11 protein-coding genes are annotated in these 13,038 nt (G+C 59.6%); 7 read left to right on the top strand and 4 right to left on the bottom strand.

What is annotated here, in order from left to right; genetic code table 11:
* Positions 1-6: 6 nt before the first annotated feature.
* Positions 7-768, bottom strand: coding sequence for a carboxy-S-adenosyl-L-methionine synthase CmoA (cmoA, locus tag PMI09_RS27730; RefSeq protein ID WP_007802201.1), 762 nt, complete (start codon positions 766-768; stop codon positions 7-9).
* Between the two features lie 263 nt (positions 769-1,031).
* Here cmoA and PMI09_RS27725 point away from each other — a divergent pair, with 263 nt between their 5' ends.
* The 5 genes from PMI09_RS27725 to PMI09_RS27705 all read left to right on the top strand — a co-directional run bounded on the left by PMI09_RS27725 (position 1,032) and on the right by PMI09_RS27705 (position 6,316).
* Complete coding sequence (locus tag PMI09_RS27725) at positions 1,032-1,826, top strand: thymidylate synthase (protein WP_007802199.1); 795 nt, start codon at positions 1,032-1,034, stop codon at positions 1,824-1,826.
* 12 nt (positions 1,827-1,838) lie between these two features.
* Positions 1,839-2,354, top strand: coding sequence for a dihydrofolate reductase (locus tag PMI09_RS27720; protein WP_007802196.1), 516 nt, complete (start codon positions 1,839-1,841; stop codon positions 2,352-2,354).
* A 153-nt stretch (positions 2,355-2,507) separates the two neighbouring features.
* Positions 2,508-3,599, top strand: a complete 1,092-nt coding sequence (gene hflK, locus PMI09_RS27715; protein ID WP_007802194.1) for an FtsH protease activity modulator HflK — start codon at positions 2,508-2,510, stop codon at positions 3,597-3,599.
* Positions 3,600-3,602: 3 nt separating this feature from the next.
* On the top strand, positions 3,603-4,532 hold the full coding sequence (hflC, locus tag PMI09_RS27710) for a protease modulator HflC (RefSeq protein WP_007802191.1): 930 nt from the start codon (positions 3,603-3,605) through the stop codon (positions 4,530-4,532).
* A gap of 188 nt (positions 4,533-4,720) precedes the next feature.
* A complete protein-coding gene (locus tag PMI09_RS27705; RefSeq protein ID WP_007802189.1) occupies positions 4,721-6,316 on the top strand; it encodes a DegQ family serine endoprotease in 1,596 nt (531 codons plus the stop codon).
* Between the two features lie 124 nt (positions 6,317-6,440).
* On the opposite strand, the gene PMI09_RS27700 is transcribed toward PMI09_RS27705, so the two are convergent.
* Together PMI09_RS27700 and serB are read right to left on the bottom strand one after the other, a co-directional pair.
* A complete protein-coding gene (locus PMI09_RS27700) occupies positions 6,441-7,007 on the bottom strand; it encodes a GNAT family N-acetyltransferase (protein WP_007802187.1) in 567 nt (188 codons plus the stop codon).
* Positions 7,004-7,894 carry a phosphoserine phosphatase SerB gene (gene serB / locus PMI09_RS27695; protein WP_007802185.1) on the bottom strand — a complete coding sequence of 297 codons (891 nt, stop codon included), beginning with the start codon at positions 7,892-7,894 and terminating at the stop codon, positions 7,004-7,006. Before serB ends, PMI09_RS27700 begins: the two co-directional genes overlap by 4 nt.
* A 1-nt stretch (position 7,895) precedes the next feature.
* Here serB and miaA point away from each other — a divergent pair, with 1 nt between their 5' ends.
* Positions 7,896-8,786: a tRNA (adenosine(37)-N6)-dimethylallyltransferase MiaA gene (gene miaA, locus PMI09_RS27690; protein ID WP_007802183.1), complete on the top strand. Its 891-nt coding sequence runs from the start codon at positions 7,896-7,898 to the stop codon at positions 8,784-8,786.
* A 14-nt stretch (positions 8,787-8,800) separates the two neighbouring features.
* On the opposite strand, the gene PMI09_RS27685 is transcribed toward miaA, so the two are convergent.
* On the bottom strand, positions 8,801-10,891 hold the full coding sequence (locus tag PMI09_RS27685) for an ATP-binding protein (protein WP_007802181.1): 2,091 nt from the start codon (positions 10,889-10,891) through the stop codon (positions 8,801-8,803).
* A gap of 346 nt (positions 10,892-11,237) precedes the next feature.
* Between PMI09_RS27685 and PMI09_RS27680 the strand changes: the two genes are divergently transcribed.
* The gene (locus PMI09_RS27680; RefSeq protein WP_007802179.1) at positions 11,238-13,031 is read left to right on the top strand and encodes an acetolactate synthase 3 large subunit; all 1,794 of its coding nucleotides are present in this window, start codon (positions 11,238-11,240) and stop codon (positions 13,029-13,031) included.
* Positions 13,032-13,038 lie beyond the last annotated feature (7 nt).

Here is a 13,038-nt window from a genome sequence, read left to right as displayed (position 1 = left end):
CCAGCCTTACTTGACGGCTACGATGCCGCAGAAATTGTACCAGCGGAAAAAGACCTCGACGCTGCGAAAACCGACTTCCTTCAGAAGCTGCATGTTCTCTTCAAGTCGATAGGGGATGAGCACATTTTCGAGTGCTTCGCGCTTCTGCGATATCTCGATTTCTGAGTAGCCGTTTCGTCGCTTGAAGTCGTAATAGTGCTGGATGAACAGGCGGTTGAAGGCGGTATCCTCGCTGGTCAACTTCTCGACAAGCAGCAGGCAACCCTGATCGTTCAGGCCGGAGAAGATCATCCTCATCACGCGCTCGCGAAACAGCGGGCGAATGAACTGCAGCGTCAGCAGCATGGTGACGACGCTGGCGTTCTCCATGTAGAGACCCTGGTGAAGATCGACGACTTTCAGGTCCATCGGTCGCTGCGTGTCTGCATGCTGGATTTTCTGTGCGGCTTTTTCCAGCATATCAGGGGCATTGTCGACGCCGATGAAATTGACGGTCGGATCGATCACTCGGTCGAGGGTGAGCAACGTGGTCGCCGTCGAACAGCCAATGTCGTAGAGATTGGTCTTCGGTTTGGCGTAGTCCTGCGCTAGCTCGCAGACCATCCGCTGCATTTCTTCGTAATACGGCACGGATCGGCTGACCATGTCGTCAAAAACATCGGCGACCTTCGCATTGAATGTGAAGTCGCCGATGGGCTGATCCTGCTGGGCGAATACTTCGTCGCGCAGCTCTGCTCGCAGCTGCAATCGTACTGGGCTCTCGGCCATCATTTCCCCCAAAACTTGCGGCTGGCCCCAAGGGTGGTCGGCGACATTGCCGCCAGCATCCTAATGATGATGATTCCCCGTGGAGCGCCCCCGCGCCGAATGCAGGAAGACATGTGAAGCTGACGATAACCTGAAAGTGCTCCGCGTCGCGGGTTGCATCCTGGCAGGTAGGGGCGGAGATTTGCCGGGATAATGACAGCGCGGCGATTGGTTTTGATGGTCAAAGCGCCTAAATAGGTGAGGAACAGAATCGGCGGCGGACGATGAAGCAGTATCTCGATCTCCTGAAGCATGCGATGGAACACGGAACCGATCGCGGGGACCGCACGGGCACGGGCACACGTTCCGTATTCGGCTATCAGATGCGGTTCGACCTGCAGGAAGGCTTTCCGGTTCTGACCACCAAGAAGCTGCATCTGCGGTCCATCATCCACGAACTTCTCTGGTTTTTGCGCGGCGACACCAATATCGGCTACCTCAAGGACAATGGCGTCTCGATCTGGGACGAATGGGCCGATGAAAACGGCGACCTCGGGCCGGTCTACGGCGCTCAATGGCGCTCCTGGCCGGCTCCCGATGGTGGCCATATCGATCAAATCGCCAACCTCGTCGCCGGCATCGTCAAGAATCCGAATTCACGCCGGCATATCGTTTCGGCGTGGAATCCCGCCGAGGTGGATGACATGGCGCTGCCGCCGTGCCATTGCCTGTTCCAGTTCTACGTTGCGGACGGCAAGCTTTCCTGCCAGCTCTACCAGCGTTCTGCGGACATCTTCCTCGGTGTGCCCTTCAACATTGCATCCTACGCACTGCTGACCATGATGGTGGCGCAGGTGACGAGCCTGAAGCTCGGGGATTTCGTGCATACGCTGGGTGACGCGCACCTCTATCACAATCATTTCGAGCAGGCGAAGCTGCAGCTTACCCGTACGCCGAAGCCGCTGCCTTTCATGCGCATCAATCCCAACGTCACGGACATCTTCGGCTTCACGTTCGATGATTTCGAGCTGATCGGCTACGAGGCCGATGCCAGCATCAAGGCGCCGATCGCTGTCTGATCGGAGAGTTTGATGTCTGAAGTTCGCAAGACCATTGTAGTTGCCGTTTCCGACAACGGTATCATCGGGCGGGATGGCGACATGCCATGGCGGCTCTCGACCGATCTCAAGCGGTTCAAAGCTCTAACGCTGGGCAAGCCTGTCATCATGGGCCGGAAAACCTATGAGTCCATCGGTAAGCCGCTACCGGGCCGAGCAAATATCGTTATCTCCAGGCAGGCCGGGGCGATAGATCAACCCGATGTGCACATGGCCGGTTCGCTGGCCGAAGCCGTCAGTCTTGCCGAGGAAATTGCGCGCCAGAAAGGCGAGGACGAAATCTGCATTATCGGTGGTGGGCAGATTTATGCGCAGGCAGTCGATCTAGCTGATCGACTGTACGTTACACACGTCGAAACCTCTGTTGACGGCGACACATTGTTTCCCGTGATTGACCCGTCGCTGTGGAGGGCGACGGAGACGATCGACGTGCCGGCGGGCGACAAGGATAGCTATCCCACGAAATTCGTTATCTATGACCGGCGCTAGCCGCAGAAAACCAACTATTTTCCAATAAATATCGTCAAGTTCCTCATGTTGCGTTGAAAGCAGATGCGGCGATACCTATAACGGTCACGATCGCCAGTATCCGCCGCCCCCGTGGGTTGGGCGATCGGGAGTTTAACGAATAACGAGGTTTTGATGCCCTGGAGCAATCAGAATGGCGGCGGCGGCCCTTGGGGCGGCGGCGGCGGTAACAATCAGGGACCATGGGGGCAAGGGCCCAATCGCCCGCGCGGTGGCGGCGGTGGGAAGGGCGGCCCGCCCGATCTGGAAGACATTATCCGGCGTGGCCAAGATCAGCTTCGCAACATTGTACCGGGCGGGTTCAACGGCGGCGTACTCGTCATTGTGGCGGCGATTTTGGTAGTGTTCTGGCTCTTCCAGTGCATCTACATCGTCCAGCCGGACGAGCGCGGCGTCGAATTGCGTTTCGGTAATCCGAAGGAAGAGATTTCCACACCCGGCCTGCATTTCCATTTGTGGCCGATGGAGACCGTAGAAATCGTAAAGGTGACGATGCAGCAGCAGAACATCGGTTCGGCATCGACGTCCTCCTCCTCGCCGAGCGGCCTGATGCTGTCCGGTGACCAGAACATCCTGAACGTCCAGTTCTCCGTCTTCTTCACGGTCAGCGATCCGAAGGCATATCTTTTCAACGTCGAGAATCCGGCTGAGACACTGCAGCAGGTCGCCGAAAGCGCCATGCGCGAAGTCGTCGGTCGCCGTCCGGCCCAGGACGCATTCCGTGACAATCGTCAGCCGATCGAGACAGAAGTCGCCAACATCGTCCAGGGAACCATGGACCGCTACAGGGCCGGTATCTCCATCGGCGCCGTGACGATCCAGGACGTGGCACCGCCGCGCGAAGTTGCCGATGCCTTCGAAGAGGTGCAGCGTGCCGACCAGGACAAGCAGCGACTGGTCGAAGAGGCCAATCAATACGCCAACCAGAAGCTTGGTCAGGCGCGCGGTGACGCCGCCCAGATCCGCGAAGCGGCAGCGGCTTACAAGAATCGTGTCGTCAAGGAGGCCGAAGGTGAGGCCCAGCGCTTCTCCTTCATCAACGAACAATACGCGAAAGCGCCTGACGTAACCCGTACGCGCCTCTTCCTGGAAACGATGGAGCAGGTTCTGAAGAATTCCAAGAAAGTCGTGATCGACGAGAAGCAGGGGGTTGTGCCTTATCTGCCGCTCAATGAGATCGGCAAACCGGCACAGCAGGGAGGTTGAGCCATGACATCAAACAGGCTTCCTGTCATCCTCGGCATCCTCGCCGTCATCTTGATCGCGCTCTACTCCTCGGTCTTCGTGGTGAACGCGCGTGAACAGGCAATCGTTGTCCGCTTCGGCCAGATCCAGTCGGTGAAGACTGAGCCGGGCATCTACTTCAAGCTGCCGTTTGCCTTCATGGATGCCGACCGCGTTCAGATCGTCGAAAGGCAGGCGCTTCGCTTCGACCTCGACAACATTCGTGTCCAGGTTCGGGGTGGCGCGACCTTCGATGTCGATGCCTTCGTGGTCTATGACATCAGGGACGTGCGCAAGTTCCGAGAAACGGTCTCGGGCGATCGCGAGGCAGCGGAAGCGCGCCTTCGCACGCAGCTCGATTCTTCGCTTCGCCGTGTCTACGGTCTGCGCGACTTCGATGCTGCACTGTCGGAAGAGCGTGTGGCAATGATGCTTGAGGTTCGCGACGATCTGCATCGCGATGCCGAAGACCTCGGCCTCAACATCCAAGACGTCCGCATCCGTCGGACGGATCTGACGCGTGAGGTTGCGCCGAAGACCTATGACCGTATGCGCGCCGAGCGTCTTGCCGAAGCTGAACTCCTGCGCGCACAGGGTACGGAAGAGGGCCAGCGCCGCCGAGCTATCGCAGACAGGCAGGTGGTCGAGATCACCGCCGAGGCGCAACGCGATTCCGAAATCCTGCGCGGTCAAGGCGACGCCGAGCGGAACCGGTTGTTTGCGGATGCCTTTGGCAAGGATCCGGCATTCTTCGAGTTTTATCGCTCAATGGCAGCTTATTCGACGGCTCTGACTTCGCAGGACACGACGCTGGTGATCTCGCCAAATTCGCAGTTCTTCCGCTTCTTCAACGACGCAAACGGCGCGCCACGAAACGCACCGGCGCCGGCGATGCCGACCGCGCCGACGAACTGATCGACGCATCGGGACGTACAGAAATACGAAGGGCCGGCAGCTTTGCCGGCCCTTTCTGCGTTGCGACCTGACGTTCGCGAGCGTGGCGGACATATTGCGCGGGATTTCGCGAAAAGGTGATTTCACCCTCCATCATTCCGCCTTATGCTGGTGTTCAGAGTGCGTTTTATTTGAAATGAGGATGCTTGATGGCCCCGACGAACCGCCCGACCTTCAGACGATCGCTCGCTCTCCTGGCCGGCGCTGCACTTCTGGCTAATATTGGATTCACAGGCGCAGTCCACGCACAGGGCACGCCGCCGATGAACGGGCCGGCATCTGTTGCCGATCTTGCCGAAGGGCTCCTCAATGCCGTTGTAAACATTTCGACGTCGCAAAATGTCAAGGACGATGAGGGCGTTGGTCCGGCGCCGCGCGCGCCCGACGGCTCGCCTTTCCAGGAGTTCTTCAACGACTTTTTCAACAAGCAGAAGGGTAACAAGGGCGGCAACCACAACGTCAACTCGTTGGGTTCGGGCTTCGTCATCGATCCGCAAGGTTACATCGTCACCAACAACCACGTTATCGAAGGTGCAGACGATATCGAAGTCAATTTCGCCGACGGCACCAAGCTGAAGGCGAAGCTGATCGGAACCGATACGAAGACCGATCTATCCGTCCTGAAGGTTGAGCCGAAGACACCGCTGACGGCCGTGAAATTTGGCGATTCCAGCGTGATGCGCATCGGCGATTGGGTTATGGCGATCGGCAATCCGTTCGGCTTCGGCGGGTCCGTGACTGTCGGCATCATTTCGGGACGCGGACGCAACATCAACGCCGGCCCCTACGACAACTTCATCCAGACGGATGCGGCCATCAACAAGGGCAATTCCGGCGGCCCGCTCTTCAACATGAAGGGCGAGGTCATCGGCATCAACACGGCGATCATTTCGCCGAGCGGCGGATCGATCGGTATTGGTTTTTCGGTGCCGTCTGAGTTGGCGGCCGGCGTCGTCGAGCAGTTGCGCGAGTTTGGCGAAACGCGGCGTGGCTGGCTCGGCGTGCGCATCCAGCCGGTTACAGACGATGTCGCCGACAGCCTCGGTCTTACGAGCGCCAAAGGTGCGCTGGTGGCAGGCGTCATCAAGGGCGGTCCGGTCGATGATGGCTCGATCAAGGCGGGCGATGTCATCCTGAAATTCGACGGCAAGCCCGTCAACGAGATGCGTGATCTGCCGCGCGTTGTGGCGGAAAGCCCGGTGGGCAAGGAAGTCGACGTCGTCGTTCTTCGCGATGGCAAGGAGCAGACCGTGAAGGTGACTCTCGGCCGTCTTGAAGACAGCGATCAGGCTGCCTCGAACGATGCCGACTCCAACAACAAGGGCGGGGTCATCAATCCGGATCCTGATGAAAACCAGGACATGGATGAGCCCGGTGATCAGCAGAGCCAGCCTATGCCTGATGGCAAGGGCAAGACGGATCAGGCGACACCCGATGCAACGAATCCGAAGAACGTGCTCGGCCTGTCGCTGTCGGAACTAAGCGCGGAGACCCGCAAAACCTTCGGTATCGCTGAAAGCGTAGATGGCGTGCTCGTCGCCGAGGTTGCGCCGGGCTCACTGGCGGCGGAAAAGGGCCTGAAGCCTGGCGACGTGATCGTTGAGGTGGCGCAGGAATTCATGCGTTCGCCTGAAGCGGTTGCTGCTAAGGTGCAGTCGCTGAAGCAGGAAGGCCGGCGCAATGCGCAGATGATGATCGCGTCGGCGAATGGCGACTTGCGCTTCGTCGCAGTGCCGATGGAATAGCGAGACGAGGGCTTGTTCATCCCTTCGTGAATCTTCGAAACGCTTCATCGTTCGAAGCCTGTGTCGGCGACGGAGGCAAACGGACCACATTTTCCATGTGCCTGACGTGCGTCGGCAGTCGGCGTCAGCCGATTCTACGCTCCCATTGCTGACGGCTGATCGTATAGAGAACGTGGCGTTTGAGATGCGGATGCGTGTCGGGAACGCGGGGGTGGTCGAAATCACGATCCGGTTCGTGATGCAGGCCCAGTCGGCGCATGACGGCGGTGGAACGATGATTGTCCGCCACTGCGAAAGAGACGATCTCGGGAGGATCGAACTGGGTGAAGCCATGGCGAAGTGCCTCCGCTCCCGCTTCCGTTGCATATCCCTTGCCCCAATGCCGCTTCGCAAGACGCCAGCCGACCTCGATCGTGTCCGCCGGAAGGAACGGTTCCAGTTCGGGTTTCCAGAGACCGCAAAAGCCGATCGGCTCATCGGTTTCCTTCAGGGCTATGGCGTAGAAGCCAAGCCCTGAAGTCGCAATGGCATCGCGAATACTGTCCAGCAACGAATCTGCTTCAGCGCGATCGCGACGAAAGGCGAAGAATTCCATCACTTCAGGATCGGAATTGATCTCGTGGAAAAGCGGCCGGTCCATTTCGGTCCAATTGCGCAAAAGCAGGCGGTCCGTCGTTAAGATCACTGTCATGGCGTTACGAAATCGGTTTTGCGGTAGCCCTGGATATAAAGCAGGGCGGTGAGATCGCCGTGGTTGATCTGTATTTTCGCTTGCGCGGCAACGGTCGGCTTGGCGTGCAACGCGACACCGGATCCGGCAAGTTGAAGCATCCCGAGATCGTTTGCGCCGTCGCCAACTGCGATGGCGTCGTCTGGCGAAATGCCGAGCTTTTCTGAAATATCGTTCAGCGCATCGACCTTGGCTTGTTTGCCGAGGATAGGTTCAGAGACGAGGCCGGAGAGGAGGCCGTTCTCTTCCAGAAGGACGTTCGCCCGGTTTTCGTCGAAGCCGAGCGTCTTTGCGATGGGACCGGTGAAGACAGTGAAGCCGCCAGAGACAAGCGCCGTATAATGTCCCTTCGATTTCATGGTGGCGATCAGTTCGGGGCCGCCCGGGGTTAGTGTGATGCGTCTGGCAATGACTTCGTCCACGACACCGATCGGCAATCCCTTCAACAGCGCGACGCGCTCGCGAAGGGCCGGCTCGAAGGCGATCTCGCCGTTCATGGCGCGAGCAGTGATCGCGGCGACCTTCTCCTTCAGTCCCACTTCGGCGGCGAGCTCGTCGATACATTCCTGGCCGATCATGGTGGAGTCCATATCGGCGATCAGAAGTCTCTTGCGGCGCGTCTCGGCATCCTGGACGACGAGGTCGATAGCAGCACTGTCGATGACGGCGAGAATGCTGGCTCGAGCGGCCTCCACGTCCGTCCCGTCCCTCAGCACGATATCGCAGGCGATTCCATCGGCAAGCCAGTAGAGGCCGGAAGCATTCACTGCGTCTGCCGCCTGCTCGGCAACCAGGGGCGTGAGAACAGGATTTGACGGATTGGCAACAAGCGTGGCAACGAGGGCCATGATGGAAAACCTTCTGAGCGCAGTGAACGCGATCCTGATAACCGGGCCGACCGCCAGCGGCAAGTCCGCGCTTGCCGTCGAATTGGCGAAAGAGCACGGTGGCGTCGTCGTCAATGCCGACAGCATGCAGGTCTACGATACGTTGCGCGTGTTGACCGCGCGGCCCTCGGAAGCCGATATGCAGGGCGTGCCGCATTACCTCTACGGCCATGTTCCGGCGAGCCGCGCCTATTCGACGGGCGCTTGGCTGCGTGATGTTACGGATCTGCTGGAGCGTCTTCGTGCCGAGGGACGAAAGCCGATTTTTGTAGGCGGAACCGGCCTTTATTTCAAGGCGTTGACCGGCGGGCTTTCGGACATGCCCGTGATACCGGAGGATGTGCGCAACGGCCTCCGTTCACGCCTGCAGGAAGAAGGGCCTGACGAACTTTATCGACAGCTGCAAGAGCGCGATCCCGCAGTCGCTGGTAGTCTTCGTCCGCAGGATGGACAGCGGATCGTAAGGGCGCTGGAGGTTCTCGAGGCGACTGGCCGCTCGATCGTCGATTTTCAGGCGCAAGCGGGGCCTCTGATCGTAGACCCATCGACGGCGCGCAAGATCGTCGTGCAGCCGGAGCGAAGCGTGCTTCACCAGCGGATCAACGGCCGGTTCGAAAAGATGCTGGAGCAGGGGGCAGAGGATGAGGTGAAAGCGCTGCTCGCCCTTTCGCTGTCGCCCGACATGCCTGTGATGAAGGCGATTGGCGTGGCGCAGATTGCGGCGATGCTGAACGGTGAGCTGACCCGCGACGACGTGCTGGAGCGGGGTGCGGCGACGACGCGGCAATATGCCAAGCGGCAGATGACCTGGTTTCGCAACCAGATGGATGAGAGCTGGGAGCGCTTGCCGTAAAGCCGCGAGCGGCGCTAGTCCTTATCGTTCAGGCTGCTGAGGGGCTTTTTCAGTATGCTGTCACGGAGGGACAAGCCGGGTTCGCGACGAATGCTCCCTGCGACAGTTGGCTTGTCGCCTTGTCCCGGTGACGAGTCTCCGCGGATTTCGCGTTTTAGAGCCTCGAGGCGACTGTCGATGGACGTTTCCGGCACCGCGGCGTTTGAACGCGGTGTGGCGGCTAGAGGCTCACGCTGCGAGCCTGCCCCCGGCAGCATATCGCGGCGATAGGGTTCGATCGGGGCAAGTGGCGGTGTTGCCGGCATGCGGGCAGCCATTGGTGCCGACGGGTAGGAAGATGGTGCTACCGGCCCGTCGACGTCGTCATAGTCGTCTTCGTCCTCATAAGGACCGCTGGGCGGCATCGCGGCGGAATAGCTTTGCTGGAACGCCGAAATATCGGGACCGCTGACGGCACGCATGCGCGTCACGATCTTGCGCAGGTCGACGTTATCAGGATCCTCTTCGCTGACTTTCACATTGGCGCCATTGGCCTTGGGCAAGTAGCGCTCCTCGACGCGCGAGAAGCGCATTCGCATCGGAACGCTGATCGCTTCACCGAAGGCAATCGCCTCGCCGTTGCCGATCGAGGAAATGAAACTGGTCGTCGAGATCGACGAATTGGGAATCGCCGAGCGAATGATCTCCTGGTCGCGATCATTGGCTAGGCGCATGGCAAAGAGCGTCGAGCACTGCGACAGGATCGTTTGATCGAGTTCGCCGGGGCGCTGGGTGATAATCCCCAGCGACACGCCGTATTTGCGGCCTTCCTTGGCGATGCGGGCGATAGCCTGCCGGGTCGGGAAAAAGCCGAGATTTGGGTCCGACGGAATGTAGCGGTGCGCTTCTTCGCAGACCACAAGCATGTGGATGGCGCCGTCACTCCACAATGCGATTTCAAAAGCCATGCGGCAGAGAACCGAGGCAACGGAGTTCACGACCTCGGACGGGATGCCGGACAGCTGGAAGGTGCAGATCGGTCGGCTATCGCCAGGAATACGGAAGATTTCGGCCACCGTCTCCATGATCGTGTCGCTGATCGTGTTGCTGGAGAACATGAAGTGGTAGCGAGGATCGTTGATGGCGGCGATGATACGCATCTTCAGCGATCTGAGGAGAGGCTTTTCGCCACGGCCCTCGAGCCGACCGATGCGCTCGTCGATCAAGGCGAGCAGGTCCGCCATGCGATACGGAACCGGCGTATCGGCCGTGATCGAACTTTTCTCCGTCGTACGACGGACGAGCGAGTTGTCGCTGCCGCGGAAGGCACGCTTTGCCTCCGGCAACAGGTCGCGCAGAACATCGACTTCTTCTGGAATAGGCGCGCGACCACGAAAAACGACCTCGGCGAACTCCTCCAGCTTCATCAGCCAGAAAGGCAGATCGAGCGTATCGGTGTCGATGACTACGGAGTGCTTCGGGAAGGCGGCGGCGAACTCGTTATGTGGGTCGAGGATCAGGACACGCAGCTTTGGATCGGCTTCGATTGCCTTCTGCAAGAGTAGTGAGACGGCGGTCGACTTGCCGACGCCGGTCGAGCCCACGATGGCGAAGTGTTTCGACAGCATGGAGGGGATGTGGATTGCAGCGTCGATGCTCTCGTCCTGCGTGAGCTTGCCGATGACGGCCGTCGTTCCGGTGCCGGCATCATAGATCCGCATCAGGTCGCTTGCGCGAATGCGATGGGCGATGGCGCCGAGATAGGGATAGCGGGAGATGCCGGTCGAGAACTGCTCGCGCCCATCCTCGTCGACGCGGACCTCGCCGAGCAGTTCGGTTTCGATCTGAAAGTAGTTGTCCTCTCCTTCACCCCAGCCGTGACCGCCGGTGTTCATGGAGTAGACGAGGGCGACCACGCGGTTTCGACCAACGCTGATCGAAATCAACCTGCCGACCGACCACAGTTCGGCCAACTCTGTGCCGCCAGCTTCGGCGACTGCGGCGATGGTGGCGCGAGACCCGCTACACGCAACAACGCGACCGAGAAACCGGTTGCCCGGGGTCTGGTCATCGCGGCGGTCATGCTCGCCTGCCTTGCTTGAGGTGTGCAAGTCCTTGTTCAGCAAAGGGCTACTCCCTGCGGTAGCAAAAGAGGATATGAGCGAACGTTTAAGAAAGTCTTTTTGCCAAAGGTGGGCCGTTCACGCACACGTTCGGGCGGTACGACGCTGCTCGATTTTTTATTGCGGCATGCGTTGACGATGCGAAATTTTCTGTCTATCACTTCGCCCCATGAAAATCGCAGTAGCTCTTATCGTGGTGGGAAGGCGCATGGGCAGGGTGGTGTAACCATCCGGCGATAGCCACCCATGCGCTAGATGACAGGCTCCCTCAGGGGCCTTTTTTTATGTCCGAAATTCGGGCTTCCGGACCACAAAACTCAAATCCCAGCAGTCAAAATGGAAAACAAACATGACGGGCACGGACAATCAGGCAGCAGGCAATCGGATGACGGGAGCGGAGATCGTCCTCCAGGCACTGAGGGACAACGGCGTCGAGCATATCTTCGGCTATCCGGGTGGCGCAGTGCTGCCGATCTACGACGAGATCTTCCAGCAGGACGATATCAAGCACATTCTCGTCCGCCACGAGCAGGGTGCCGGCCATGCGGCTGAAGGCTATGCCCGCTCCACCGGCAAGGTCGGTGTCATGCTCGTTACCTCGGGTCCGGGTGCGACGAATGCCGTCACGCCGCTGCAGGACGCGCTGATGGATTCCATCCCGCTCGTCTGCCTCACCGGCCAGGTTCCGACCTCACTGATCGGCTCGGATGCCTTCCAGGAGTGCGATACCGTCGGCATCACCCGCCCTTGCACCAAACACAACTGGCTGGTCAAGGACGTCAACAATCTCGCTGCGATCATCCATGAAGCCTTCCGCATCGCCCAGTCCGGCCGTCCGGGCCCGGTTGTCGTCGACATTCCGAAGGACGTGCAGTTTGCGACCGGCACCTACACGCCGCCGGCAGCCCATGCGATCCAGAAGAGCTATCAGCCCAAGGTCCAGGGCGATCTTAACCAGATCCACGCGGCCGTTGAGCTGATGGCGAGCGCAAAACGTCCGGTCATTTACAGCGGTGGTGGTGTTGTCAATTCCGGCCCCGAGGCCACCAAGCTGCTGCGCGAGCTTGTCGAGCTGACGGATTTCCCGATCACCTCGACGCTGATGGGCCTCGGCGCTTATCCGGCTTCCGGCAAGAACTGGCTGAAGATGCTCGGCATGCACGGCTCCTACGAGGCGAACATGGCGATGCATGACTGCGACGTCATGGTCTGCATCGGCGCCCGCTTCGACGACCGTATCACCGGCCGCATCAATGCCTTCTCGCCGAACTCGAAGAAGATCCACATCGACATCGACCCGTCCTCGATCAACAAGAACGTTCGCGTCGATCTCGGCATTCGCGGCGACGTCGGAAGCGTTCTGGAAGATATGGTCCGCCTGTGGCGGGCGCTGCCGAAGAAGCCGGAGAAGAGCCAGATCGCCGATTGGTGGGCCGATATCACCCGCTGGCGCGCGCGCAACTCCTTCGCCTATACCAAGAGCAATGATGTCATCATGCCGCAATACGCGCTGGAACGCCTCTATGCGCTGACCAAGGATCGCGACACCTACATCACGACCGAAGTCGGCCAGCACCAGATGTGGGCGGCACAGTTCTACGGCTTCGAGAAGCCGAACCGCTGGATGACCTCGGGCGGCCTCGGCACCATGGGCTACGGCCTGCCGGCAGCGCTCGGCGTTCAGATCGCGCATCCGGAGAGCCTCGTCATCGACATTGCTGGCGACGCCTCGATCCAGATGTGCATCCAGGAAATGTCAACGGCCATCCAGTATGAGGCGCCGATCAAGATCTTCATCATGAACAACCAGTACATGGGCATGGTTCGTCAGTGGCAGCAGCTGCTGCACGGCAACCGCCTGTCGAATTCCTATACGGAAGCGATGCCTGACTTCGTCAAACTCGCCGAAGCCTACGGTGCCGTTGGCCTGCGTTGCGACAAGCCGGAAGATCTGGACGGTGCGATCCAGGAAATGATCGACGTGAAGAAGCCTGTCATTTTCGATTGCCGCGTCGCCAATCTCGCCAACTGCTTCCCGATGATCCCCTCGGGCAAGGCTCACAACGAGATGCTGCTGCCGGATGAAGCCACGGACGAGGCGGTCGCCAATGCGATCGACGCCAAAGGCCGCCAGCTCGTTTGATATCAAG

Origin of the sequence: Rhizobium sp. CF122 (assembly GCF_000282035.1) — a bacterium.
GTDB lineage: Bacteria > Pseudomonadota > Alphaproteobacteria > Rhizobiales > Rhizobiaceae > Rhizobium.
Note: the sequence above shows the minus strand (reverse complement) of the source record. Positions and strands in the feature narration are given on the sequence as shown.